This window comes from Motiliproteus coralliicola, from assembly GCF_003345655.1.
Lineage (GTDB): Bacteria > Pseudomonadota > Gammaproteobacteria > Pseudomonadales > Balneatricaceae > Motiliproteus > Motiliproteus coralliicola.
The window spans coordinates 12,147-37,295 of sequence record NZ_QQOH01000005.1 but is presented as its reverse complement, the minus strand read 5'-3'; the positions used below and the strand labels follow the sequence as shown (position 1 = coordinate 37,295).

Below are 25,149 nucleotides of genomic sequence, written 5' to 3'. Positions count from 1 at the left end.
TGGTGCTCAACTCAATACCATTCATCGTGATTACAACGCAGCAGTGCGTTGCAGCTGGCGGCGGTCACGGCGCTGCCACCTTCGCGCCCCAGCAGGGTGATGCATTCAAGTCCCAGTCGCTGGTGCTGCTCCCACAGCGCCTGTTTCGACTCGGCGGCACCGACAAAACCCACCGGCATACCGATCACCAGCGCCGGTTTGTCGGCGCCAGCCTCGATCAGTTCCAGCAATCGGAACAGTGCCGTGGGGGCATTGCCGATCAACACCACGCTGCCACCCAATAGTGGTTTCCAGAACTCCAGCGCCGCCATCGAACGGGTCTCACCACGGGACTTGGCCAGCTCGGCGCTACGCGGATCGTTTAGGAAGCACAGCGGCTCGGCTTCAACCATCCGTTTGGTGACACCCTGCTTGACCATCTCCACATCGCATAGGATCGGCGCACCCGCCGCCAACGCCTGGCGACCGGCCGCACAGGATTCGGCACTGAAGCGGACCTGCTCGGCCAATCTCGGCATCCCGAGACTGTGAACCACCCGCATCACCACCTGCTGCTGTTCGCGGTCAAAACCATCCAACTCGCAGAGCCGGCGGATCTGCTCAAAACTTTGCTGTTCGATCCGCCGGGGATCGAGTTCGTAGTCGTACTTCATAGGGATTCCTGCTCAGCAGGCGGTTGCGATAAAGCGAGTCGACGGCAGATCCAATCGGCACAGGCCTGCGGGGTATCGAACTGGTTCGCCAGCGTCGGCAGCGCCGGGCGCTGCAGCATCAACACCTCAATGCCGAGTTCGCGGGCCGCATCGAGCTTGGCCTGGGTGGAGTCCCCACCGCTGTTTTTACTCACCAGCAGATCGATCCGATACTGCCGCAACAGCGCCAGCTCATCCTCAAGTGCGAACGGACCGATCGCTTTGATCCATTCAACACCCTCCGGCAGCTCGAATTTTGGCGCTGCTGCGGTGCGAAGAATCAAACGCTGGACCGGATTCTGGCGCTGCAGTTGCTCTAGCGTCGACAGTTCCACCTGGCCCACCGTCAGCAGCACCGACTGGTAATCGGCGACCCGCTGCCAAAGCGGCGCCCAATCGTCAAAGCAGCACCAGCGATCACCCGCTTGCTGTTGCCAGGCCGGACGATGAAATCGCGCCAGTGGAATAGCCAGCTGTTCGGCCACCTCGGCCGCTTTGCTGCTCATCTGCAACGCGTAGGGGTGGGTCACATCCAGAATCAACTCGATCCCCTGATCACGGCAGTACTGCGCCAGTCCACCGTGCGGTGTAAAGCCGCCGCTGAGGATCTCGCAATCGAGTTTGGGTCGACGGACTAAGCCGGCGACGCTGTAAGTCAGCGCTAACTGCGACATCACCCCTGCCTGGTCAAGCAGTCCAACCACTTTGCGGGCATCGGCGGTGCCGCCGAGCAGCAATACTCTTCTCGGTTGAGCCGGCTTTCGCGGCTGTGCGGGCTTAGTTTCGCTCGTCATTGGCTGATCTTTTTCCACGGACTTCTCTTCACTTAATTCTTTTGACCGGCTTGCCAGTTATCACTCCGGGCATGGCCGACAAAGTGTCCCTTCCGGTCGATCGCCCACACTTCCAGCGCGAGCTGGGGTTGGCGCTTGGCCAGCACCGCCTGCGCCTGGTTCAGCGCATCGGTGCAGACCTCGGTCGCCAGATCGATATTCGCCTGTAGGCACAGGTTCAACGCCTCGATGCTGGTGTTGGCACTCTTCACCTGTCCGACCAGCGCTTCATCGGCCCCGGCCCGCAGTGCCAGTCGGGCCAGTTGCTCGAAGTCCACCGCGCTGGCGCGGCTGTTCAGGTCCAGGTGGCCGTTGGCCAGCTTGCCGATCTTGCCGAATCCGCCGCACAGGCTCAGTCGCGCCACCGGTGCCTTGTTCAGGTGTTTGAGCAGCGCGCCGACAAAATCTCCCATCTCGATCAGCGCCATCTCGGTCAGGCCATAGTGATTCCGAATCGCCCGCTCACTGCTGCTGCCAGTGGTCGCCGCCAAGTGGTCCAAACCGTTACTACGCGCCACATCGACGCCCTGACGGATCGAGGCGATATAGGCGGCGCAGGAATAGGGCCGCACGATCCCGGTGGTTCCCAGAATCGATAGGCCGCCGACGATACCCAGTCGTGGGTTCATGGTCTTCAGCGCGATCTGCTCGCCCTGCTCAACCCCAACCGACACCTCAAAGCCGCCGTCGAAGCCATACACATCGGCGGCCCGAAGCAGGTGTTCGCTCATCATCTGACGCGGTACCGGATTGATCGCCGGCTCACCCACCGGTAGCACCAGCCCGGTCCGGGTCACAGTGCCGACTCCGGCGGCCGGTTTAAATTTGACCCCGGGCTCGTCGGTCAGTCGAAGCTCGACGTAAACCGTCGCGCCGTGGGTCACGTCCGGATCATCGCCGGCATCCTTGATCGTGGCAGTACGGATCGCCCTGAAGGCCTTGTCAGGGTGCCCATCCAGCGGCTGATAGCCCTCGATACTCAGCTCCACCTGCTGGCCTCGCGGCAGCGAAATCTCCACCCGCTGCGGTTGCCGACCCGCCAGCAGCGCCTGCGCCGCTGCGACACAGCAGGCGGTCGCACAGCTGCCGGTGGTCAGCCCACTTCTAAGCGGTTGGGGTGATTCGCTGCTCTCGGGCCACATCAGGGGCTACCAGCCTTTAGAAGCTTGGCGCGCCAGCCGCCATGTGACGGAAAAGCCAGACTGAGAGCAAGATCTTGTTCCTGCACGGAACTGTCCCTCCGGGTTGTGCCTGTTTTCAGGCTGTGCCGCATTATTCGTCGTTCATTTGGAATCACCAAACATCTCTCCTCTTGCCTTGCCCAGCCTGAAAACAGCCGACAACGCGCCCAACCTTCCAACGACTAATAGCCCCTAGCTAACCTTGCTTTCCGGTGTCAGCGCTTCGCCGCAGGCGACCGGCTCGGACAGCATCGCCGCCACCGCTTCGGGATTGGAAGCGAAGAACAGGTGCAGGTAGGTCGCGGTCAAGCCGCCAACCCGATAGATCGCCTCGCCGGGAGCGCTGTGGCGCTGGCGGCGGCCATGGCCGATCGGCTCCGGTGTGTCGGCGCTACGGGAGCGGTGATGGGCGTGAGCCTGTACCTCTCCCTCGGGCAGCATCGCGGTCTGCATCCCCTGACAACCGCGCTTGCCACGCATCGCTCCATGACCCCTGATAATGCCCAGCATCGGGTGACACTGGTCGTTCAGGTCGGTCAGATCCTCGAGGCTGTAGAGCAAGCCACCACACTCGGCCAGGATCGGCTTGCCGGCGGCATGAAAGTCGCGGATCTGTTGTTTGATCGCCACGTTGGCCGCCAGCGCCTCGGCATGTAGCTCCGGGTAACCACCGGGCAACCAGAGCGCATCAGCTTGCGGCAGCTCGCTGTCGTGCAGCGGCGAGAAAAACTCATAACTGGCACCGAGCTGTTCGAGCAGATGCAGGTTGGCATCGTAGATAAAGCTGAACGCCGCATCCCGAGCGATGGCAACGCGCTTGCCCGGCAGCAGTTTCGGCACCGGCGGCAGTTCGGTGGGATGGAACTCAACCGGCTGCGGCAGCTCGGTAATCGGATTCGGCCCCAACGCCCCTTCAGCCACCCAGCGGGCGCCGTTGTTGAAGCGCAGCTCCAGCTCGTCGCGCACCTCGGCGGCCTGAACCAGGCCCAGATGACGCTCCGGCAGTTTCACTTCCGGATCCTTGGCCAGCACCGCCAACAGCGGTACCGAGGCGGGTAAGGCATCACGGATCAGCTCGGCATGGCGGGCGGTGGAACAGTTGTTGGCAATCAACCCGGCCACCTGAACATCGTCCCGGTAGTTGGCCATTCCGGTCGCCAACGCCGCCGCGGTCTGGGCCATGCCCTTCACATCCATCAGCACCGCCACCGGGATATTGAAGCGGGCGGCCAGATCGGCGCTGGAGGGATCGCCGTCGAACATCCCCATCGCCCCTTCGACCAGGATCAGATCGGCTTCGCAGGCAGCCTCGTACAGTTTCTGTCGGCAATAGGCTTCGCCGGCCATCCACAGGTCAAGCTGCTCCACGTCCTGGCCCGACGCCTGGGCCAGAATCTGCGGATCGAGGTAATCCGGCCCGGTCTTGAAGACCCGAACCACCTTACCCTGCTGACGAAAGTACCGGGCCAGCGCGGCGGTAAAGGTGGTTTTGCCTTCACCGGAGCTGGGAGCCGACAGAAACAGCGCCGGACAGCGGGCCACTTCGCTATTTTGATCTTTCAAATCTAAATCCTGATTAATCAATATCTGAATTTATTAATTAGAACTCAATGCCGGCCTGGGCCTTAACCCCCAGCCGGAATGCATGCCGCTCGTCGCGGATATCGCTGATGGTATCGGCGATCTCCAGCAGCCCTTCGGGCATGACCCGACCGGTAATGATCACATGCTGATTTTTTGGGCGGTTCTGCAGTGCCTTCAGCACCGGTTCCAGCTCGAGGTAGCGGTACTTGAACATGTAGGCCATCTCATCGAAAACCAGCATGTCGAGGCTGTCATCCTGCAGCAACTGTTCGGCCTGCGCCCAGGCCTTCTCGGCTGCGGCGATATCCTGAGTTTTATCCTGGGTCTCCCAGGTGAAACCGTGGCCCATCACATGCCAATCGATCTGCGGATGATCTTTGAACAGTTTGAACTCACCGGTCTCGGTACGGCCCTTGATAAACTGGATCACCGCGGCTTTCTGGCCATGGCCGACACAACGGGCCATGGTGCCGAAGGCCGAGCTGCTTTTGCCCTTGCCGTTACCCTTGAGCAGGATCAGTACTCCCCGCTCCTCGGTGGCCTTGGCGATCCGCTCATCGATCACCTGTTTCTTGCGCGCCATCCGCTCCTGATGGGTTTTCTTCGGCTTAGTCTCTGGTTTAGCGTCCGCCATGGTTTTCTCCGCGTTGTTAACCCGCTGGGCTGGTTAATTGTTCCAGGGACCAGTAATCGGCCCCCAGCTGCTGCGCCAATCGCCGACCACGACCGCGTTTGACGGCACCGGCCTCGGTGTCGATCCAGACCGTTTTGCCCGGCAGTTGCAGACTTTGCAGCTCAGCACGGCTGCGACCGTCGGTCAGGATATAGCTGCATAACTGCAATCCGGGACTGCGTCGCTGCAACTGAGACAGATACTGTTGCGCTTGCTGTAGCGCCGGATAGAGCGGCGTACCGCCACCGGCTTCGAGCTGATCGAGCCAGTGATCCAGCTCTTTCGGCGCCCGTACCCGAGGGAGCAGGTTGTCGACCCGGTTGTTGCCGAAACCGAACACCGCCAGCTGCTCACGCTCAAGGTAGGCGCGCTCGGCGATCTGCCCCAGCACCGCCTTGGCGCGACCGAACTGCTGCTGCGCCAGCGTGGACGCCGAGGTGTCCAGCAGCACCAGATGCAGTGCGGCCTGCCCCTGCTGGGCTTTTTTCCAGCGCAGCGCCTTGGGCGGCCACTGGCCCAACTGCTGAACCAGGGTGGCAAACCAGTCGGGACGATTGCTGAGCTCCGCGCCTTGGTGACGGCCGTCGGCTTGGTCACCGCGACGCTTGCCCGCCCGATCGGTCAGACCAGCAACGGCGGTGCCGGTGAAATTCGCTTCGGGGCTTAGATGATCCAGCGCCATTCCCGATATCGCCTGTCGCTGCTGGGCCTGCGGCGACATCGCGCCCCAGTCACCGGCAGCTTCGGTTTCTGGATCCCGGCGGCTAGTGTCGGGTCGTTTAAAACCACCACCCTGAGGCCCGGAAGGCGGCGGCGGCTGATTCGGCTGTGGACTCGGAGGCGGTGAAACCTGGGCCCGGCGCCGATGGGCCAGCACCAACTCTTCCACCGCATCCAGATCCTGACGTTCGACCTGTTCCCGCCCCTGCCAGGCCGCATGGGCGCAGGCCGCCCGGAACCAGACCAGATCGGCACGCAGACCGTCGACCTGGGCCTGGGCGCAGCGCTCGGCGATCGCCAGCCGCAGCTCGTCCTCGCAACCGACCTTGGGCAAAAGGGTTCTGGCGGCCTGGATCTGCTCAATCAGTTGCTGCTGCTGAGGCTGATAGCGGCGGCAGAAGCCCTCAGGATCGGCTTCAAAGGCTTCACGTTGGCGTACGATCTCTACTCGCTCGGCGGCGGCATATTGATTACTCAACTGCACCGACAGCCCGAAACGGTCGTGCAGTTGCGGGCGCAGTTCGCCCTCATCCGGGTTCATCGTCCCGACCAGCAGGAACTCCGCCTTATGGCTGTGACTGATGCCGTCGCGCTCAACCCGGTTGACCCCGGAAGCGGCCACATCGAGTAGCAGATCGACCAGGTTGTCGGGCAGCAGATTGACCTCGTCAACATAGAGGACTCCACCGTGGGCGCGGCTGAGCAGTCCGGGATTAAACGCGACGGTCTTGTCTTGCAGCACCTGCTGTAGATCCAGCGTCCCCAGCAGCATCTCTTCGCTGGCGCCCAACGGCAGGGTCACGAATTCGGCCGGCAGCGAGGCCGACGCATCATCGTCTTCGCAGGGAGGATGGGTCGGCAGCAGGTCGGCCATACCGCGAGCCAGGGTCGATTTGGCGCTACCACGGGGTCCGCCAATGACGACGCCGCCGATACGCGGGTTGATCGCCGCCAACACCAGTGCCAGCTTGAACGACGGCTGCCCAACCACGGCGCTGAAAGGGTAATGGATCTCGCTCATCTTATGACCTGTTAACAAGAATAGGGTCTCTCATGACTGCTTGGGCCAGTGTACATGATGCTCGTCGATGGTGAATTTATGCCGGTGGCTGTGGGCATGATGATGGTGCGGATGCACATGGGGCTCCGGGCCCTCCCAGCCTTCATGCTCATGCTGGTGGTGTTCGTCATGGACGTGAGGGTGCAGGTGATCCACCGCCGGATGGTGGTGCCACAGCGCCTCCTCGTCCCGCGCCGGCCACAACCAGGCGGCCAGCAGGGTCGCCGACAGCGCCAACACGCCCAGGCCGAAAAACGCCAGCGGCATATCCGAGTCGCGACCGAGCCAGCCGGCCAGCAGGTAGCCCAGCAGCCACATGCCGTGGGTCAGGGCGAAGTTGGCCGAGAAATAGTCGTTGCGGTCGGATTCGCTGCAGGAGTTACGAACCACCCGACCGGTCGGAATCAACACCATCGAGCTGCCGACCCCGATCAGCAGCCACAGCGGAATCAAGCCGGCGTAACCCGGTTCGGTCAGGCCGACAAACAACGACAGGCTCAGCAACAGACCGCCACCAAGCATCAACCGACGGTCGCCGAAACGCTCCACCAGGGCCGGGATCCAGAAGGCGATCAGCATCGAGCCGGCCCCACTGGCCGCCATTAACGCCGGCACCCACTGCTGCTCCAGCCCCAGGACCGAGCGGACATAAACCACCGTATTCACGATGATCATGGCACCGGCTGCAGACAGCGCCAGATTGAGTAGCAACGCAGCCCGCAAGCGCGGCGTTTTCAGGTAGCTGCGAATCCCGAAGCTGACATGCTGCCAGATACCGCCGCTACGATCGCTCGGGGCCGCCGCCGGCACCTTGGCTAACAACAACAACGAGGCCGCCACCACAAAGCCGACCGCATTGAGTTCAAACAACAGCGCAAAGGGGGTAAACAACAGTAAAAAGGCCGCCAACGCCGGACTCAGCAGGCTTTCAATTTCCATGGCCAGCCGCGACAGTGACAACGCCCGGGTGTAGTCGGCATCGTCGGTCAGGATATCCGGCAGCGCCGCCTGGTAGACCGGGGTGTAACCGGCCGCCATCGCATTCAGCAGGAAGATAAGCCCGAACAGCTGCCAACTCTGCTCCACCAGTGGCAACATCGCCACCAACAGTGCACGCCCCAGATTCAGACCGGCCAACCACTGGCGCCGAGGCAGCCGTGACGCATAACCGCCGACGATCGGCGCCACCAGCAGGTAAGCCACCATCTTGATCGCCAGCGCGCCACCGAGCACCCAACCGGCGCGTTCGGGCTCCAGTTCGAAGGCCAGCAACGCCAGCGCCACCGTGGCCAGTCCGGTTCCAAGCAGCGAGATCAGCTGACCGGCAAACAGCCAGCGGAACGCCGGATTGGACAGCGGCTGGAACAGTTCCATCAGGCCGGCACCTTCTCCGCCAACCCATTGAGCGGACGCTCGCAGACCGGCTCTGACGGATTCAACTGGGCATTCTCCAACCGCAACCATCGAGTCGCCAGCTGGGCCAGAAAGTCATCGTCATGGGAGATAATAATCATCGCCTGGGGCAGCGAGAGCAGGGTATCGAGCAGACGCTGGCGAGCCTGGGTATCCAGCGCATTGCTGGGCTCATCCAGCAACAACACTTCCGGCTCCATCGCCAGCACCGAGGCCAGACTCACCATTCGCTTCTCACCCCCGGACAGCTGGTGGGTGATACGTTCTTCAAAACCGTCCAGTCCCAATGATGCCAGGGTCTGGCGGGCGCAATCGAGCGCCTCGGCGCGACTCTTGCCCTGATTCAGCGGCCCGAACGCAACATCTTCCAGCACCGTCGGGCAGAACAGCTGATCGTCCGGGTCCTGAAACAGAAAACCAGCCCGGGCGCGTACCTCGACGAAATCGCTCTCGGCACTGCGCTCGCTGCCGAAAGCCCGGATCTGTCCGGCCTTGGCTTTCTTCAACCCCACCAACAGATGCAGCAGGGTGGTTTTGCCAGCGCCGTTAGGCCCGGTCAAGGCCACCCGCTCCCCGGCATGGAGCTGAAAATCGACCTGATCGAGCACCGGCCCACGACGGGGATAGCGGTAGCTCAGGCCGCGAATATCAAGCAGCGGGGCCAATCCGCAGGCCTCGTTGATCGAATTCTCTTGGTGATTCATAACAGATGCAGCCCTATCAGTAGACTCAAGAACAGTGCCAGCAGCACTCCGAAACGGACATCGACCGCGGTCAGCCGCATATCATCAAACAGGTAAAAGCGGCCCTGGTAACCGCGGCACTTCATCGCATCCATGATTCGCTCGGATCGCTCCAGCGAGTGTACCAGCAGCATCCCGATCAGATAGCCGATCGAGCGCCAGCTATGGCGGTTGGCACGCAACACGAAGGCACGGGCCTGCATCGCCCGGCGCATCCGCTTGTACTCCTGACCGATCACTTCGAGGTAGCGCACCGTAAACAGCATCAGGTGCACCAGCTTATCGGGTACACGCAGGTGGGCCAGCGCATGCCCCAGCGTCGTCGCCGTCTGGGTACCGACCAGGGCCAGCAGCGCCAACACCACCGCATTGGCTTTCAGGGTGATCTGCAGCGCGTGGACCAAGCCTTCCTGGCTGGCCGGCAGGCCCGCCACATGAAAAATGGGCTCACCCGGGGTCGTAAACGGCAGCATCAGGATCAGGAACAGCATAAACAGATCCATCGCGATCACCCGCCGCAGGGTCCGCTTGAGATTCAGCCTGGCGACCAGCGCCAGCAGCAGCGAACCTGCCAGCGCCAGGCTCAGCGCCATCAGGTCAGACGACAGCACCACCACCAACGCAAAGGCCGATACCGCCACCACCCGGGCACGGGGGTCGAGCCGATCGACCGCTGACTGGCGGTGTTTGAGCTGCTGCCCCTTCCAGGAGGTACCGCTGTGTTCAAGCCCCTGTGGCATTGTCTCGACTCTCTGATGAAGCGCCACCGCTGGCGGTTTGTCGATGACGTAACCAGATCCCCAGCCCGCAAAGACCGAAGATATAGCCGATGCCTCCCAGGACATCCTGCAGCGACGCCTTCTCCTTGTAGGCCGCCAGCTCCTTGCGCAACGGCGCCACCTGACGAGCCACCGCCTGTTCAATCAGCGGCTGCAGCTGCTGAAGATCGACGGCTTCAGCGTTCGACGTCGTGCCGTTTTTCGTCGGCTCAGCCGGTTTAGAAGAGCCGCTGCCCGCCAGAGTTACGGGTAACTGCTCGAGCGGCAAGACCATCTCGACCACGTGACCGGCCCCCAGATCGGCAAAGAAGTGATGCTCGACCCGCTCCGTCGCGGTGAAGACAAAAAAGCCCTCGGCATCGGTGGTCACCTGTCCCAACTCGCGGCCATTGCCATCGCTGATTCGCACCAGGGTTCCCTCATGGGCCATGTCGCCGTTAGAGAAACCGATCTCACCCTCGATCTGGTCACCGATGGCGTAAACCCCACCGATCACGTTGTGGGCCAGGGCATGCAGCGGCAGCAACAGCCAGCCCAGCAACAACAGCGACAGCAGGCGCTTAGTCATGGTCCCACTCCTCCGAGATATTCAGGAACTCCGGTTTGACCTGACGGATCAACAGCACCGCCGCCCCGGTCACAAAACCTTCAACCAACATCACCGGAATATGGGCGATCAAGGTCGCTTTGGCCGCCAGTACAAAGGCCTCACCACTGAGCGCCAGGCTGGCCGCCACCAGAATGGTGGTCAACGCGATGGCCGAAGCCCCTCCCAGGGCGCCCCAAAGCGCCGCCACCTTCGGACTGGCTGCGATGATCCCGCCGCGACAGAGGTAGAACACCAGCACCGCCGGCAGCGCAATATTGAAGGTATTCACCCCCAGTACCAGGAAACCGCCGAAACCGAAAAACACCGCCTGTAAAATCAGCGCCACCAGTAGCGCCGGAAACGCGGCCCAGCCCAACGCCAGCCCGATCAAACCATTGAGGATCAGATGAACGCTGGAAAATCCCAGCGGCAGGTGGATGTAGGAAGCGATAAAGAACGCCGCCGACAGCACCCCCACCTGGGGCAGATGGTCGTAATCCATCTTCTTCAGCCCGATCGCGACCCCACCCAGGGCCAGCGCCGCGCCACCGGCCAACACCGGCAGCGACAGGGCACCATCGACAATATGCATAGTCTCTCCTGCTTTACGGCTTAGCCTTGGCCGCCGGGTTTTGAACGATCGGATGGGCCTGAACCCAGATCATCGCATCCTGCGACAGCTCCTTGCCGTTATGCTCGGTTTTCGGCCCCACGCCCAGCGCGGCAAACCCCCACTGCCCGGCCTGCGGCAGCGCAAAGGTAAAGGTTCCGTTGGCATCGGCATAGATGGTCATCGTCACGAAGGCTTCGGCCGGCGGCATGATGGTCGGTTCGACGGCAAAGCGGTTTGTCTCAACGTCCGGCAGGTAGTTGACGTACTCGACTTCGATTTCGGCAAAGGGGACCGGCTCGCCCTGGCTGCGAACCACCCCGGTGAAATTACCCCCGGCGTAGATGGCGTAGGGTTTGGTCAGCGGTACGATTTCGGCATCCAGACCCAGGTCGGCATCCCAGTCGGTGGGTAAGCTGCCGACGTTGACGATGGTTTTGGTGATCTGCTGAATGTAGAGATCTTCGCTCTCTTCATAGTACGGCGCCATCCGGTAAACAAATACATTGTCGCCCAGGCCCCGCAGTCGAACCGCTGCCTCGTAAGCCGGGCCGGTACCGGTCTCGCTGGTCCATTCGATCGGTTTGAGCAGCTCCTGCAGGTCGGTCTTCTTGCCCTTGCGAACACTGAAGAACGCTTCCGGCGCATCGGCCGTCATCACATGACCACTGCTGGCCGGATGGGTAAACGGCATCTTCAGGGTGATCGTACCGCCGCTATCGCGCAGCAGCTCAGGGGTATAAAGCATCTGTTGATGGGCATGAACGGAACCGGACAGCAACGCCAATGCGGCTGCCTGGGAAAGCAGTTTTTTTACGGACATTAAATTGTCTCCAACAAATAGAAATGTCGGAGCTGGGGAGGATGGAGTAAGGGTTCAGAATCCTGAAACGGTTACCCGGTGAAGCCCTCCGCAACACCATGACTAACAGTTACCAGGCAGGTATCCGGACTCACCGGCGGGGTCTGTCGAACTTTCAACAGAGGCCCATCATTTCACCTTCCCATATCCCTCTCCATCGTGGTCGAGAGAGGAGCTACAGTGGTCGAGATCCGCAGATCCCATGAAACGACTTAACCGATCTACCGTTGCGGGGGCAGTGTTGGAATTGCCGTCTGGCGCACCAACTTCCCAGGCCTGCAAACCTTGCAGACGCAACCTGATAAGGGCCGAACCTTAGCGAGCCGGGACTCCCTTTGTCAATTGAGGAATTTTCCAGTTCAGCTGAACCGGTTTCAGCCAGGATTGGATCGGTCGATCAACACAACCCGAGCAGCAGCCCCAAACAACCGCAGTCGCAATTACTTCGATGCGAACTCTCTAGACCTAAGCCGGCTTGGCAGGCCCCATCAGGTGGTTCTAAAATAGTCTTCTCTACTCTAGGACGGGGCCTGTCGGCTCGAATCCCGCTGGCTAGTACGGCAGCTTTGTACAACACTAGATTTCGTAAGGAGTGGAATCTAACGCTGATGTCTCAAGCAAAGCTGACATGTCCGTTCTGCCACCAAGCCGAATCTCAGGTGCAGACCGTCGAGGAGCATCGTTATCAGGTGAGCTGCCAGCATTGCCAGGCAACCAGTCCGGCAGTGGATAGCGAAGACCTGGCTTTGCAACTGTGGAATCGCTTCCATCAAGAGGTCAGCCTGTCGAAGCTGGTGGTCAATGAATCACCAGACATCATCATGGTGAAAGACTGGGACGGACAGTTCCTGCTCGGCAACCCAGCCCTGGCGCAACACTACAACACCACCCCGGAACAGTTGATCGGCCGAGATGACGGCCATTTCAACAGCAACAGGGCGCAGGTCGATTTCTATCTGGAAAACGTCCGCGAGGTGATCCGTTCCGGCAAATCCCAGCAGGTTGAAGAGACCTCCACCGACAGCGTAACCGGCGAGATCAAGCATTACCTGTCGGTTAAGAAACCCTTCTTGGGGCCCTCTGGTGAACCGCAGCTGCTGATCATCGCCAAGGATGTGACCGAACTCAAAGATGCCTATCACGAGCTGCAGGAGCGGGAGAATCGCTACTCCTATGCGATGAACATCGCCGGTGAGGGGATCTGGGATTGGGATATCGGCAACAACACGGTCACCCACAACATGCGCTGGTGCCAGATCCTCGGCTTGGATAACAGCGCCCTGCAACACCCGGTGGAAGATTTCGTCGGACTGCTCCACCCGGATGACCGGCCCTCCGTGATGGCGGCTCTCGACAAGATGCTGGCCGACCCTACCGGCAATGAGACCTATGCCCACGAGCATCGGATGGTGCGCGCCGACGGCGAAACACTTTGGATCCTCGACCGCGGCGAGATCGTCGAGCGTGACGAGCAGGGCAAGCCGGTACGGGTTGTCGGAGCGATCCGAGATATCACCGAAAGTAAGCAGTTCGAACTGCGACTCAAGCAGACTCAGCAGGAGCTGTCGCGTCTCAACATGCGGCTCCAGAACACCGTCAAGGAGCAGACCGACCAGCTGTTTCGCAACGAAGAGCGTTTCGCCCTGGCGATGCGCAGCGCCAATGACGGTCTGTGGGACTGGGATCTGTCAACCGATCAGGTCTACTACTCGCCACGATGGAAAAGCATGCTCGGCTATAACGCCGATGAGCTAGATCCCACCTTCGACACCTGGTCAAGCCTGGTCCATCCGGAAGACATGGCACAGGTACGGAAAAAAGCCGCCCACTACGTCACCGGCAAGCTGGACAGCTTCGAGGTCGAGATGCGGATGCGGCACAAGGATGGCAACTACCTGTTTATCCGCTCCCGCGCCTTTAAGCTGATCGATGCCGAAGGCCGAGCCACCCGGTTGATCGGCACCCATGTCGATATCACCGACAAGAAACGCTCGGAGATATTCGACAAACAGACCACCAAGATTCTCGAGATGATCGCCAAGGGCGAGTCGGCCTCAGAGATCTACGACCAGATCGCGCTGCTCTACGAAAGCCGCCACCCCGGAATGCGCTGCTCGATGCTGGAGCTGGAAGGCGACACCCTGCTCCACGGCGGCGCCCCCAGCCTGCCCCAGGTCTACTGCGAGGCAGTCAACGGCCTCAAGAACGGCCCCGAAGTCGGTTCCTGCGGCACCTCGACCTACACTGGTAAACGGGTGATCGTCGAAGATATCCACACCGATCCCAAGTGGGCTGAATTGAAGCAGTACGCCCTGCCCCACGGCCTGCGGAGCTGCTGGTCCGAACCGATCAAAAACTCCTCCGGCCTGGTGCTGGGGGCGTTTGGGATGTACTACAACCATGCTGCAACCCCCAACGAGGAGGAGTTGAACGATCTGCAATCGGCCGCTCGTCTGGCGGGTATCATCATGGAGCGGGAGCATAACCATAAGCGGATGCGCGAACTGGCCTACCGCGATGCCCTCACCGGGCTGGCGAGCCGGGACTATTTTCACCTCAGCCTGGAGGAGCAACTGCAGCGGTCCGAGCACGGTCAGCACCGTTTCAGTCTGCTCTATCTGGATCTGGACAATTTCAAGACCGTCAACGACAGCCTCGGCCATGATGTTGGCGACCAGCTGTTGCAGGAGATCGGCAGGCGCCTGAAGCAAGCCTGCTGCGAAACCGACTTTATCGCCCGGCTGGGTGGCGATGAGTTCTGCATCATCCTCCACGACATTGTCGATGACTACTATTCGGCCAAGGTGGCCGAGCGCTGCCTGAGCTTTATCGCTGAGCCCTACCTGCTCAAGGGGCGCGAGATCATCCCCTCCTGCAGCATCGGCATCGCCCACTTCCCAGCCGACGGCGATAATCTCCAAGCCCTGATCAAGGCAGCCGATACCGCGCTTTACGAAGCCAAGGATCAGGGCAAAAGCCGCTACGCGTTCTACAAGACCGAGCTGACCGACAAGGCCGAGTACCAGCTGCAGCTCGAACTCTACCTGCGCGAATCGATTCAGCAGCAGCAACTGAGCCTGATCTATCAGCCCAAGATGGATATCCAAACCGGCCACTTAGTCGGCGTCGAAGCGCTGCTGCGCTGGCAGCATCCGCAGTTGGGAGAGGTGGCTCCGTCCGACTTTATCCGCGTGGCCGAGAATATCGGCATGATCAAGTCATTGACCGAGTGGGTGATCCAGACGGTCTGCAACCAACTGGCCAGCTGGAAACAGCAGGGGCTTGCGCCGATCCAAGCGGCGATCAATGTGCACCCCAACCACTTCTTGGATCAGGACCTGATCTCGTCATTGGAAAGCAGCCTCAACGATACCGGCATCAGCCCGGCGGAGCTGGAGCTGGAAGTCACCGAAACGGTCGTCCAGACCAACATCGAGAACCTGTCGGCGTTCCAGCGCTTAAAAGCGCTGGGCATTTCGCTGGCAATCGACGACTTCGGTTCCGGCTACTCCTCATTCGCGTCGCTCAAGCACATGAACATCGACGTGCTGAAGATCGATAAGCACTTTATCGACGACATCCTCAATGACCGTAAGGCCCAACTGCTGGTCGGCTCGATGATCGAGATGGGGCACAACCTGGGTTACAAGATTGTTGCCGAGGGAATCGAAACCCCGGAGCAGCACGAGTTGCTCAAAGAGCTGAACTGCGATCTGGGGCAGGGCTATCTGTTCAGTGAACCGGTGGTTGCCTCGGAGATCAGCAGGCTATTTAGCCGTTAGCACTGACGCCGTCCGGTCCTGGCTGCAAAGGTTGCGTTAAGGTGGTTCTTTTTTCAGCGTTAGGCGTTGAATATGCTGCTATCGGTAGATAAGATCGCGCCATTGTGAGTCCTCACAGCTCTTCTATACTTATCGCTTCGTACTGTCGCTAACCACCTGACGAGACCACCGCCTTGCGCCTGACACTGCTTTCGTTTGCCTCGCTGTTCATCAGCTGTTTCATCATGATGCTGGGCAACGGCCTGATTAATATTCTGCTGCCGGTACGCATGGGGATGGATCAGCTCGGCACCGATACCATCGGTATGGTGCTGTCGCTCTATTTCGTCGGCATGCTGCTGGGCGGTATTTATGCTCGATTGCTGATCCGCCGGGCCGGACATATCCGGATGTTCGCCGGCTGCCTGGCGTTGGCGGCAGTCAGCATCCTGATTTGCAGCCTGGCCTCAGATCCGATTCTGTGGGCCGCGATGCGGATCCTGATCGGTTTCTGTAACGCCTGTGCCTACACCGCGATGGAGAGCTGGCTCAGCGAGAGCTCCACCAAGGAGACCCGCGGCAAAGTATTGGCCTTTTACCAGGTCGTCACCCTGGTGGCGCTGTTCTGCGGCCAGTTCCTGATCAACCTGGCCAGCCCGGCCGGCACCGTGCTGTTCGTACTCAGCGGTATTCTGCTCTGTGCGTCTATCGTGCCGATCGTCCTGAGTCGCAGCAGCGGCCCGACGGTGGAAGAGATCGAACCGATGTCGCTGCTGGCGCTATACCGGATCTCGCCGCTGGGGGTTGTCAGCTGTTTTGTGTCCGGCTGGATCTACTCCGCCGCGTTCAACATGCTGCCGGTGTTCGCCGACAGCTACGGCATCATCGATTTCCAGCTGTCGCTCTATATGGGTGCCGCGATCATGGGCGCCTTTCTTCTGCAGTTCCCGGTGGGCTACCTGTCGGACCGGTTTGACCGCCGGACCGTACTGTTGGCCAGCCTGATCATCTCAACGCTGGTGGGCTTTAGCGTCACCCTGCTGGCCGATGAGAGCCTGTTCTGGCCGATGTCGGTCGCCACCGGCATTACCTGCGGCATCATCGCCTGTACCTATCCACTGAGCATTTCGGAAACCTTCGACAAACTGCGCCAGAGCGAGATGGTCGCCGGTATGGGCTGTTTGATCCTGGCCTTCTCGTTGGGAGGCATCGTCGGGCCCTACTCCACCTCGCTGGTGATGGAGCAGTTCGGCAACAGCTCGCTGTTCTGGTTCCTGGGCGTACTGCAGCTGCTGCTCTGCATTTTCGTGGTCTATCGGATGTTTGCCCGTGAAGCCCTGCCGGCAGATCAGCAGGAGAAGTTTGTTATGCAAGCCGCGGCGGTTCCCCCGGTGGTGGATCTCGACCCGCGGACCGAATATCAGGAGCCGGATTCACCGCTTAGTGCCGAAGCCGAGCTGGCGGCCGCAGTGGCGGACACCGATCCGGCTGCAGCGATTCGAATGGCCAAGGCAATTGCCATCAATTCGCCGGAGCAGGTCGCCGAGATAGCTGGAGCAATCGCTGCCATCGAGGGCGTCGATGGCCTGCGCCTGCACGAAGCGATGATCGAAGCGGTGCCCGATCAGGCCTCGGAGATCACCTCCGCCATTGTGAGCGCCAATCCTGAGCTTGCGTCTGATCTGGTCGCCCAGGTTGCCGATGCCGAGCCCGAGCAGGTGGCCGAGGTCGCGGCCCAGATCGGTACCGATAATCCGGAACTGCGGGTCGAAATGGCGGCCGCCGCGATCGGAGCCGATCCGGAATCTGCCGTTGAAGTGGCCGAGTTCTACGCCGGCGTTCTGGCCGAAGAACACGAAGCTGTACGACCGGCCGACCGCGAAGAAGACACCACCGAGCAGACCGCCGTTGAGCTGGTCTCCAGCATTTCCGAGCTGGCACCGGAGCAGGCGATGGATGTGGCGGTAACCATGGTCGAGGCGATCCCCGACACCGCTAGCCAGGTTGTCGAAGAGTATGTCGGCAACCTGTCCGAGACTCAGAGCGATGAAGAGATCGAAGAGCTGATCAAAGCCAGCGACACCATCAATACGCCGGAAGAGGCGGTGCAGGAGCGGAACCAGGAAGCGGTGGAATTCGTTTCCCGAATCTCCGAGGCGGTACCGGAACAAGCGATGGATGTGGCCGTGGCCGTGGTCGAAGCGATCCCGGAGGTGGCCACCCAGGTCGCCGAAGAGTATGCCGGCAACCTATCCGAGTGTCAGAGCGATGAAGCGATCGAAGAGCTGATCGACACCATCGACACCATCAATACGCCGGAAGAGGCAGTGCAGGAGCTGAATCAGGAAGCGGTCGAGTTCGTCTCTCGGATCTCCGAAGCGGTACCGGAACAGGCAATGGATGTGGCCGTGGCCGTGGTCGAAGCGATCCCGGAAGTTGCCAGCGAGTTGATCGATGAGCTTAATGAGCGCAGCGACAGCGACGAGATCGATATGATGATGAAGCTGGAAGATCGTCCCGATAGCGACCAGTAATACCGGCCGCTGCGCCCAACCCCTTAACCCCGCATCGACCTAAACAGCCCGGTGCGGGGAGTCCCTGCCGCTCACTTGGCGGTAAAGCCGCCGTCGACAAACAGCACCTGGCCGGTGACATAGTCCGACGCACGCGAGCAGAGAAAGATCAGCGGCCCATCCAGATCGCTCAGTTGGCCATTGCGCCCGATTGCCGTCTGATCGGCCAGCTGCTGCGACCTGTCCGAGTCTTCAAACACCGGCGCGGTCAGCTCGGTGGGGAAAAACCCCGGGGCAATCGCGTTGCAGCCGATTCCCTCCGCCGACCAGGCCTCGGCCATCGCCCGGGTCATCTGGGCTACACCGCCCTTGGAGGCACCGTAGGGCAGGCTGTTGGCGAACGCCCGCTGCGACTGCAGCGACGCGATATTGATCACCCGCCCCCAGCCCTTGGCTTTCATCGCCGGTACCATGGCCCGCGCCAAAAAGAACGGCACCTTGAGATTGATATCCAGGGTTTGATCCCAGCTTTGCGGGCTGATCTCGTCTACCCGCTGACGCAGATTCAATCCGGCCGCATTAACCAGAATGTCCGGAGCACCAAATGGCTCCCCAGCCCGCGCCACCAGTTCAGCCAACCCATCAAAGTCGCTCAGATCGGCGACCAGCGCCGCCGCCTGACCGCCCTGCTGCTCAATCAACGCCACCGTTTGTTGCAATGCTTCGGCGCGGCGCGCTACGACCAACACCTGGGCTCCGGCAGCCGCTAGGGCCTGCGCTACCGCACGGCCGATTCCCGAACTGGCACCGCTTACCAGTGCCACCCGGCCCGCCAAGCTGAATGCATTCAGAGCATTATTCATCTCAATACTTCCGTTGTTATTGTTTTGAGGCCCTATCAATCTGCACTGTACCAGACCCGATACGAGCAGCGCTGCCTGTTCGCGACCCGCCTCCCTTTTTGCTCCATTTTCTCTCCACCCCCGCTCCCATACCTGTCACCCCGGCACTGCTGTAATGCAAACCTCCCCCAAACATCGCCGAGGTTACCCGACATGCTTTACTTCGTTCCGATCAGTGACGATCCACAACTCAACACCGAAGAGCTCGCCCGTTACCGACTGGTGCCCTACCACCCCGATTACCGGCTCCTGCACGCCCCACCGCGGGTTCGCCGCACCCCGGGCGCTCCAGCCAAACCAACCGGAGGGCAACGCCATGTTAAGGATTAAAGCAACCACCACGCTGCTGCTGTGGCTGCTGTCCGGCTGGGCGGCGGCGATCACCAGCCCGCTGGAGGCGGACACTCGACCGACCGAAACGGCTCGGCTGGAACTGATCGGCGAGTCAGGCAGCCGCCAGCAGGCGCTGCTGCAGCAGACCGGGGTACATTTTGAGATCGCCGGACTGCTGGTGCGCACCCGGGTCAGCCAGACGTTCCGTAACGATGGCAGCGGCTGGGTCGAAGGAGTTTACAGCTACCCGCTGCCGGAACAGGCCGCCGTGGATCGATTGCGAATGCGGATCGGCGAGCGGATTATCGAAGGCGAAATTCAGGAGCGCCAGCAGGCCCGCAAGACCTATCAGCAGGCCAAGCAGAGCGGCCAGCGAACCAGCCTGATCGAGCAGCAACGACCGAATATTTTCACCACTTCGGTGGCCAATATCGGCCCCGGTGAAACCATCACTATCGAGATCGAGTACCAGCAACAGGCCCGCTACGACAGCGGTGACTTCCGGCTGCGCTTTCCGATGGTGATCCTACCGCGCTATATCCCCGGGCAGCCGCTGTCACCGATGAACCCCGACGACGATCATCACGGCGATCTGCCCCAGCTGTCCGAGTCCGCACCAATTCAGCTCAATGGCGACGGTTTCGGCTGGGCCGCACCGACCGATCAGGTGCCCGATGCCCCGCTGATCACCCCGCCGGTAGCCGAGCCCGGCCAGTCGCTACCCAATCGGGTCCGGATCAGCGCTCATCTCAATGCCGGTTTTGAATTGGCAAAAGTCCGCAGCAGTTACCACGGCGTCGAGGTGGAAAGCCTCAGTCCGACCGAGGCCAGGATTCGCTTGTCCGACACCCAGGTGAAAGCCGACCGCGATTTCGAGCTGGTCTGGACCCCGACCCCAAGCCAGGCCCCCCAGGCTGCGCTGCTGTCCCACCAACAGGGCGATCAATATTACGGCCTGTTGATGCTGGTTCCCCCAACTGCCAACGCCGAGCAGCCACTACCACGGGCGGTCACCCTGATCCTGGATATCTCCGGCTCGATGCACGGCGATTCCATTGCCCAGGCGCGCCAGAGCCTGCTGCGGGCGATCGATGATCTGAGCCCGCAGGACCGTTTCAATCTGATCCTGTTCAACAACAGCAGCTACGCGCTGTTCAGCCAGCCGCAACCGGCAAACGATCACTACCGAGCCAAGGCGCGACGACTGGTGGCCGGGGTCGAAGCCAATGGCGGTACCGAGATGGCCGGCGCCATCCACCAGGCACTCACGCAGCCACCTCAAGCTGGCTATGTCGAGCAAGTGCTGTTTATCACCGACGGTGCGGTCGGCAACGAGGATGCGCTGTTCAACCTGATCGAACAGCAACTCGGTCAACGCCGACTGTTCACCATCGGCATCGGCTCGGCCCCCAACAGCCACTTTATGACCAAGGCGGCCCAGCTCGGGCGCGGCACCTTCACTTATATCGGCGCCAGCCATGAGGTGGAACAGAAGATGGCAACGCTGTTGGACAAACTGCGCGCCCCGCTGCTGACCGACCTGCAATTGGACAGCGACCAAGCGCTGCAAAGCTATCCGGCAAGGATTCCTGATCTGTACCGGGGCGAGCCGCTGATTCTGAGCTACCGGGCCGACCAGCCTCCGAAGCAACTGCAACTCAGCGGTCGGATCGGCGATCAACGCTGGCAACAGACAATCCAGCTGCAATCCAACGGCAACAACCCGGCGGTACCGGTGCTCTGGGGTCGGGCCCGGATCGCCGAGCTGATGGACCAACACCGCCGCGCCGCCCCCGGCGAACCGCGCCAGCAGCTACGCCAACAGATCATCGACACCGCCCTGGCCCACCAGCTGGTGTCCAAATTCACCAGTCTGGTGGCGGTGGACAAGACCCCGGCTCGACCCAGCCAGTCTTCGCTGAAAACCCAGGCCGAAAAAACCGAACTGGCCAAGGGCAGCAGTCACCAGAAGATCTTCGGCATGGCCAAAACCGCCACCCCGGCCCAACGCCAGATGCTGATCGGACTGGCCCTGCTGCTCGCCGCGCTACTGCTGGCCCTGTTTCAGCCGCGCCAGCAAGGTCGTCGCCAGTGTTCCCAGGAGGCTCTGCCATGCTGATCCGCCTGCTGAGAAATCGATGGGGCCTGATCGCCCTGCTGCTGGCCGGAGGCTGGCAGCTGGGCAGCGGCGGCTGGATCTGGGCCAAGGCCTGGCTGGCCCAGCAACTGCTCGATCACAGCTGGACTTCGATGAGATACGATCCGAACGCACAACCGATCAAACCCTGGCCCTGGGCCGACACCCACGCCCGCGGCCGATTGCAGATCCCGTCGCTTCAGGTCGATCAGATCGTGCTCGACGGTGACAGCGGCCGCACCCTCGCCTTCGGCCCCGGGCTGAGCCATGCCGGTCGCGATATCGGAGAGCCCGGTGTGACCCTGATCAGCGGTCACCGCGATACCCACTTCGATTTTATGCCGCAGTTACGCGAGTCGATGGTGATTCGGTTGCAGAGCCGAACCGGCGAACGGCGTTATCGGGTCAGCGAGCGCCGGGTGGTCGACAGCCGTGACGGCGGCATCAGCTTGGATCCGGATCAAGATGGGTTGTTGCTGGTGACCTGTTACCCATTTGAGAACTGGCAGCCGGGGGGGCCGTTACGGTTTCTGGTCTGGGCGGAACCGGTTGATTCTGATCAGGTGTCGGGGGAGGCTGATGGTTCGATGCTGCCGGTCATCGGCCGGGTTAAGGAGGCTGTTCGGCGGGTAATCTGATTTGGCTGGCTTGAATCAAGGGGCTTGTTCTGGATTGCTGAGCTGTTTGATGGCTTTGGTTGCGCTCCCCTGAGCGCGTTCATTTTTGTCGCAACAAAAACGAACCAAAAAATGCTTTGCCCAATGACTTGGCCCTTCGGGCTTCCCTGCGCGCTGAATAGGCAAACGGGCTCCGATGGAAACTCGGCCTGCGGCCTCAAACAACCATCGTCACTTTTCCGTTTGCCTATACAGTGCTCGGCTGCGTCAAGGGCGGTTAAGGCCGTGCCAGCCAACACCACATCATCTCAGGATTAACTCCCACTCCCCTTTTGCGCCGGTGAGCATTGAGCGGGTCGATGGATCAGCGTAGTCGGCTGTCTGAGAGAGCATAGCGAGCGAGTTTCCGTCGTAGCCCATCGGGCCGTTCAACGCGCAACGAAGTCGGCGAAGCCGACCAAGCAAGCGGGGCGCTTTTTCTTTGGTTCGGTTTCTTTTGCGCGGGCAAAAGAAATGAACGCGCTCGGGAAGAGCGCAACAAGGACTACCGGTAACAAAGATAATCAGCCTTGCCGCCATCTTTGCCGAAAAGAAAAAGGGGCTGATAAACAGCCCCTTAACAACAAACGCAGGATTAGCCTTCCGCCAACACCTTGGCGATGGCCCGCTCCAGTTTCGCCATCCCTTCCAGGATATCCGCCTCGTCGATAATCAACGACGGCGTCATCCGCAGCACCTTGGGTCCAGCCACCAGCAGCATCAGTCCTTCTTCACGGGCGGCGGCTAGGAACTGGGCGCCTTTGCCGTGCCAGGCTTCGGTCAATTCGGCACCGATCAGCAGGCCACTGCCGCGAATGTCGGTGAAGATATTGTGCTTGCTGTTGATCGCTTCCAGCTGCTCGACGAACAACTGGTGACGATGGCCAACCCCGGCCAATACGTCCGGGGTATCGATCAGATCGACGACAGCTTCAGCCACGGCGCAGGCCAGCGGGTTGCCGCCATAAGTGCTGCCGTGGGTGCCGAAGCCCAGGCTTTCGGCGGCTTTGGCGGTGGTCAGCATGGCACCGATCGGGAAGCCGCCGCCCAACGCCTTGGCGCTGGTCAGCACATCAGGAGTTACCCCCAGGCCCTGGTAGGCGAACAGTTCGCCGGTCCGGCCAACGCCGGTCTGGATCTCATCAAATACCAGCAGCGCATTATGACGGTCGCACAGTTCGCGTACGCCGCGGGCGAATTCGGCATCGGCCGGGATCACTCCGCCTTCGCCCAAAATCGGCTCCATCACTACCGCGCAGACGCTGTCGTCCATCGCCGCTTCCAGTGCCGCCAGGTCGTTGTAGGGCACGTGGTCGATGCCACCCGGAACCGGCTCAAAGCCTTCACGGTACTTGGGCTGACCACCAACGCTGACGGTAAACAGGGTGCGGCCGTGGAACGACTGGCTGAAGCTAATAATGCGGTGTTTGTGGGCACCGAAATTGTCGTAGGCGTACTTGCGCACCATTTTGAAGGCAGCTTCGTTGGCTTCGGCGCCGGAATTACAGAAGAACACCCGCTCGGCAAAGGTCTTTTCGGTCAGCTTACTGGCCAGGCGCAGTGCCGGCTCGTTGGTGTAGACGTTGCTCAGGTGCCAGAGTTTATCGGTCTGCGCCTTCAGGACTTCAACCAGGATCGGGTGGCAGTGGCCCAGCGCGTTGACGGCGATACCGCCAGCAAAATCGATGTACTCGTTGCCTTCCTGATCCCAGAGTCGCGAACCTTCACCGCGCACCGGAATAACCGCCTGGGGCGCATAATTGGGGACCATTACCTGATCGAATGTACTACGGTTTACCTGAAGCTCTGACATGGCCTGTTCCTTACTGATGAATCTGATCGAACGCTATAAATGCAGAAGGTGCATAGAAGCCTGCGATTGAGCCTTGATTATGCGCCAACCACAAGGGCCAGGCCCAGAGGAGGAATTGCGCCAAAGCGACCTGGACTTTTAAACCGCTGCCAAAATGTTGCAAAAAGTGGCCAGATGTAAAATATTCGCAACTTACATATCGCCAGACAGCCGCTGGCGGGCACTCGACAACAAAAACAATGGATACGCCGAAACGGATGCCATCCCCTCTAACGCCAAGCAGCACCGATCAGCCGAGCGCTAACGCGCCGATGCGGTTCGGTTTTCTGTTGCTGCCCAACTACTCGCTGATCGCCTTCTCGTCGGCGATCGAAGCGCTGCAGATGGCCAACTGGATTCGTGGGGAAACACTCTATGAGAGCTGCCTGATCAGCCGCGACGGCGATCCGGTGATCAGCTCCAGCGGGGTCCAGACCGCGGTCGATCGGGGCCTGGAGCAGTGCAACGATCTGGACGTGCTGTTCGTCTGCGGCGCCAGTCCGATTGCACGTACCGGCAACGAAGAGGTGCTGGCCTGGCTACGACGTCAATCGCAGGGATCGATGGCGTTCGGTGGTATCGGCACCGGCTCCTACCTGCTCGCCTGCGCCGGCTTGCTGGACGGCTACAAAGCCACCATCCACTGGTGGGACCTGGCCCAACTACGCGAAGAGTTTCCCCAGACCCGCATCACCAACAGCCTGTTCGAGGTCGACGGAGGCCGCTACACCTGCAGCGGCGGTACCGCGGCGATGGACATGATGCTGTTTCTGATCGGATTGAAGCACGGCTCGGAGCTGGCCGCCTCGATCTCCGAACAGTTCGTCTGCGAGCGGATCCGCAGCGCCGAAGACAGCCAGCGGATCCCGCTGAAGCACCGGATCGGTGCCAACCAGCCCAAGCTGATCGAGGCGGTGACCCTGATGGAAGCCAATATCGAGGAGCCGCTCAGCACCGACGACCTGGCCCACCATGTGGCAGTGTCACGGCGGCATCTGGAGCGGCTGTTTAAGAAGCACCTGCAGACGGTGCCATCCAAATTCTACCTGCAGCTGAGGATGGAGCGGGCCCGCCAGTTGCTGCAGCAGAGCGATAAGCCGATCCTTCAGGTGGCACTGGCCTGCGGCTTCAGCAGCGCCTCCCATTTCAGCACCGCCTTTCGCAGCCACTTCGGCCTCACCCCCCGCGAAGAGCGTAAACGGTTGACCGAAACGCCGCAGCTGGCGCCACAGCGGTCGAGCCTGCACCGGCCCTGA

At 61.0% G+C, this 25,149-nt stretch carries 20 protein-coding genes and 1 riboswitch; of the genes, 6 read left to right on the top strand and 14 right to left on the bottom strand.

The window, feature by feature from the left end; translation table 11 throughout:
• Positions 1-11: 11 nt before the first annotated feature.
• From DV711_RS16470 to DV711_RS16415, 12 genes are all read right to left on the bottom strand, one after another.
• Positions 12-653, bottom strand: coding sequence for a precorrin-8X methylmutase (locus DV711_RS16470; protein WP_114696835.1), 642 nt, complete (start codon positions 651-653; stop codon positions 12-14).
• Positions 650-1,486: a precorrin-6A reductase gene (gene cobK, locus DV711_RS16465; protein WP_114696834.1), complete on the bottom strand. Its 837-nt coding sequence runs from the start codon at positions 1,484-1,486 to the stop codon at positions 650-652. The genes DV711_RS16470 and cobK overlap by 4 nt, the downstream gene beginning before the upstream one ends.
• 32 nt (positions 1,487-1,518) lie before the next feature.
• Positions 1,519-2,667, bottom strand: coding sequence for a cobalt-precorrin-5B (C(1))-methyltransferase (locus DV711_RS16460; protein ID WP_114696833.1), 1,149 nt, complete (start codon positions 2,665-2,667; stop codon positions 1,519-1,521).
• A gap of 231 nt (positions 2,668-2,898) precedes the next feature.
• A complete protein-coding gene (locus DV711_RS16455) occupies positions 2,899-4,269 on the bottom strand; it encodes a cobyrinic acid a,c-diamide synthase CobB (protein WP_243633868.1) in 1,371 nt (456 codons plus the stop codon).
• 37 nt (positions 4,270-4,306) lie between these two features.
• A complete protein-coding gene (gene cobO, locus DV711_RS16450) occupies positions 4,307-4,924 on the bottom strand; it encodes a cob(I)yrinic acid a,c-diamide adenosyltransferase (RefSeq protein WP_114696832.1) in 618 nt (205 codons plus the stop codon).
• A gap of 16 nt (positions 4,925-4,940) precedes the next feature.
• Complete coding sequence (locus DV711_RS16445; RefSeq protein ID WP_114696831.1) at positions 4,941-6,704, bottom strand: ATP-binding protein; 1,764 nt, start codon at positions 6,702-6,704, stop codon at positions 4,941-4,943.
• Between the two features lie 30 nt (positions 6,705-6,734).
• Positions 6,735-8,117, bottom strand: a complete 1,383-nt coding sequence (locus tag DV711_RS16440; RefSeq protein WP_133297476.1) for an MFS transporter — start codon at positions 8,115-8,117, stop codon at positions 6,735-6,737.
• Positions 8,117-8,860, bottom strand: a complete 744-nt coding sequence (locus DV711_RS16435) for an energy-coupling factor ABC transporter ATP-binding protein (protein ID WP_114696830.1) — start codon at positions 8,858-8,860, stop codon at positions 8,117-8,119. Before DV711_RS16435 ends, DV711_RS16440 begins: the two co-directional genes overlap by 1 nt.
• Complete coding sequence (gene cbiQ / locus DV711_RS16430) at positions 8,857-9,639, bottom strand: cobalt ECF transporter T component CbiQ (RefSeq protein WP_114696829.1); 783 nt, start codon at positions 9,637-9,639, stop codon at positions 8,857-8,859. The genes DV711_RS16435 and cbiQ overlap by 4 nt, the downstream gene beginning before the upstream one ends.
• Positions 9,623-10,246 (bottom strand): hypothetical protein, encoded by a 624-nt coding sequence (locus DV711_RS16425; RefSeq protein ID WP_207802671.1) that lies wholly within the window; start codon positions 10,244-10,246, stop codon positions 9,623-9,625. Before DV711_RS16425 ends, cbiQ begins: the two co-directional genes overlap by 17 nt.
• The gene (gene cbiM / locus DV711_RS16420) at positions 10,239-10,859 is read right to left on the bottom strand and encodes a cobalt transporter CbiM (RefSeq protein ID WP_114696828.1); all 621 of its coding nucleotides are present in this window, start codon (positions 10,857-10,859) and stop codon (positions 10,239-10,241) included. The genes DV711_RS16425 and cbiM overlap by 8 nt, the downstream gene beginning before the upstream one ends.
• 13 nt (positions 10,860-10,872) lie before the next feature.
• Complete coding sequence (locus DV711_RS16415) at positions 10,873-11,700, bottom strand: DUF4198 domain-containing protein (RefSeq protein ID WP_114696827.1); 828 nt, start codon at positions 11,698-11,700, stop codon at positions 10,873-10,875.
• A gap of 98 nt (positions 11,701-11,798) precedes the next feature.
• Positions 11,799-12,056: riboswitch (cobalamin riboswitch) on the bottom strand.
• Positions 12,057-12,347: 291 nt separating this feature from the next.
• Here DV711_RS16415 and DV711_RS16410 point away from each other — a divergent pair.
• Together DV711_RS16410 and DV711_RS16405 are read left to right on the top strand one after the other, a co-directional pair.
• Entirely contained in the window at positions 12,348-15,521 is a 3,174-nt protein-coding gene (locus DV711_RS16410; RefSeq protein WP_114696826.1) for an EAL domain-containing protein, read from the top strand.
• Between the two features lie 173 nt (positions 15,522-15,694).
• A complete protein-coding gene (locus DV711_RS16405) occupies positions 15,695-18,034 on the top strand; it encodes an MFS transporter (RefSeq protein WP_114696825.1) in 2,340 nt (779 codons plus the stop codon).
• 71 nt (positions 18,035-18,105) lie between these two features.
• Here DV711_RS16405 and DV711_RS16400 read toward each other — a convergent pair whose 3' ends face one another.
• Entirely contained in the window at positions 18,106-18,876 is a 771-nt protein-coding gene (locus DV711_RS16400) for an SDR family NAD(P)-dependent oxidoreductase (protein ID WP_114696824.1), read from the bottom strand.
• Between the two features lie 192 nt (positions 18,877-19,068).
• Between DV711_RS16400 and DV711_RS19520 the strand changes: the two genes are divergently transcribed.
• From DV711_RS19520 to DV711_RS16390, 3 genes are read left to right on the top strand one after another with little or no spacing between them, the layout of a single operon-like run.
• Entirely contained in the window at positions 19,069-19,245 is a 177-nt protein-coding gene (locus DV711_RS19520; protein ID WP_165840146.1) for a hypothetical protein, read from the top strand.
• Positions 19,232-21,367 (top strand): marine proteobacterial sortase target protein, encoded by a 2,136-nt coding sequence (locus tag DV711_RS16395; protein ID WP_165840145.1) that lies wholly within the window; start codon positions 19,232-19,234, stop codon positions 21,365-21,367. The genes DV711_RS19520 and DV711_RS16395 overlap by 14 nt, the downstream gene beginning before the upstream one ends.
• Positions 21,361-22,023 (top strand): class GN sortase, encoded by a 663-nt coding sequence (locus DV711_RS16390; RefSeq protein WP_114696822.1) that lies wholly within the window; start codon positions 21,361-21,363, stop codon positions 22,021-22,023. Before DV711_RS16395 ends, DV711_RS16390 begins: the two co-directional genes overlap by 7 nt.
• 613 nt (positions 22,024-22,636) lie before the next feature.
• On the opposite strand, the gene DV711_RS16385 is transcribed toward DV711_RS16390, so the two are convergent.
• A complete protein-coding gene (locus DV711_RS16385) occupies positions 22,637-23,854 on the bottom strand; it encodes an aspartate aminotransferase family protein (RefSeq protein WP_114696821.1) in 1,218 nt (405 codons plus the stop codon).
• 257 nt (positions 23,855-24,111) lie between these two features.
• Between DV711_RS16385 and DV711_RS16380 the strand changes: the two genes are divergently transcribed.
• The gene (locus DV711_RS16380; RefSeq protein WP_165840144.1) at positions 24,112-25,149 is read left to right on the top strand and encodes a GlxA family transcriptional regulator; all 1,038 of its coding nucleotides are present in this window, start codon (positions 24,112-24,114) and stop codon (positions 25,147-25,149) included.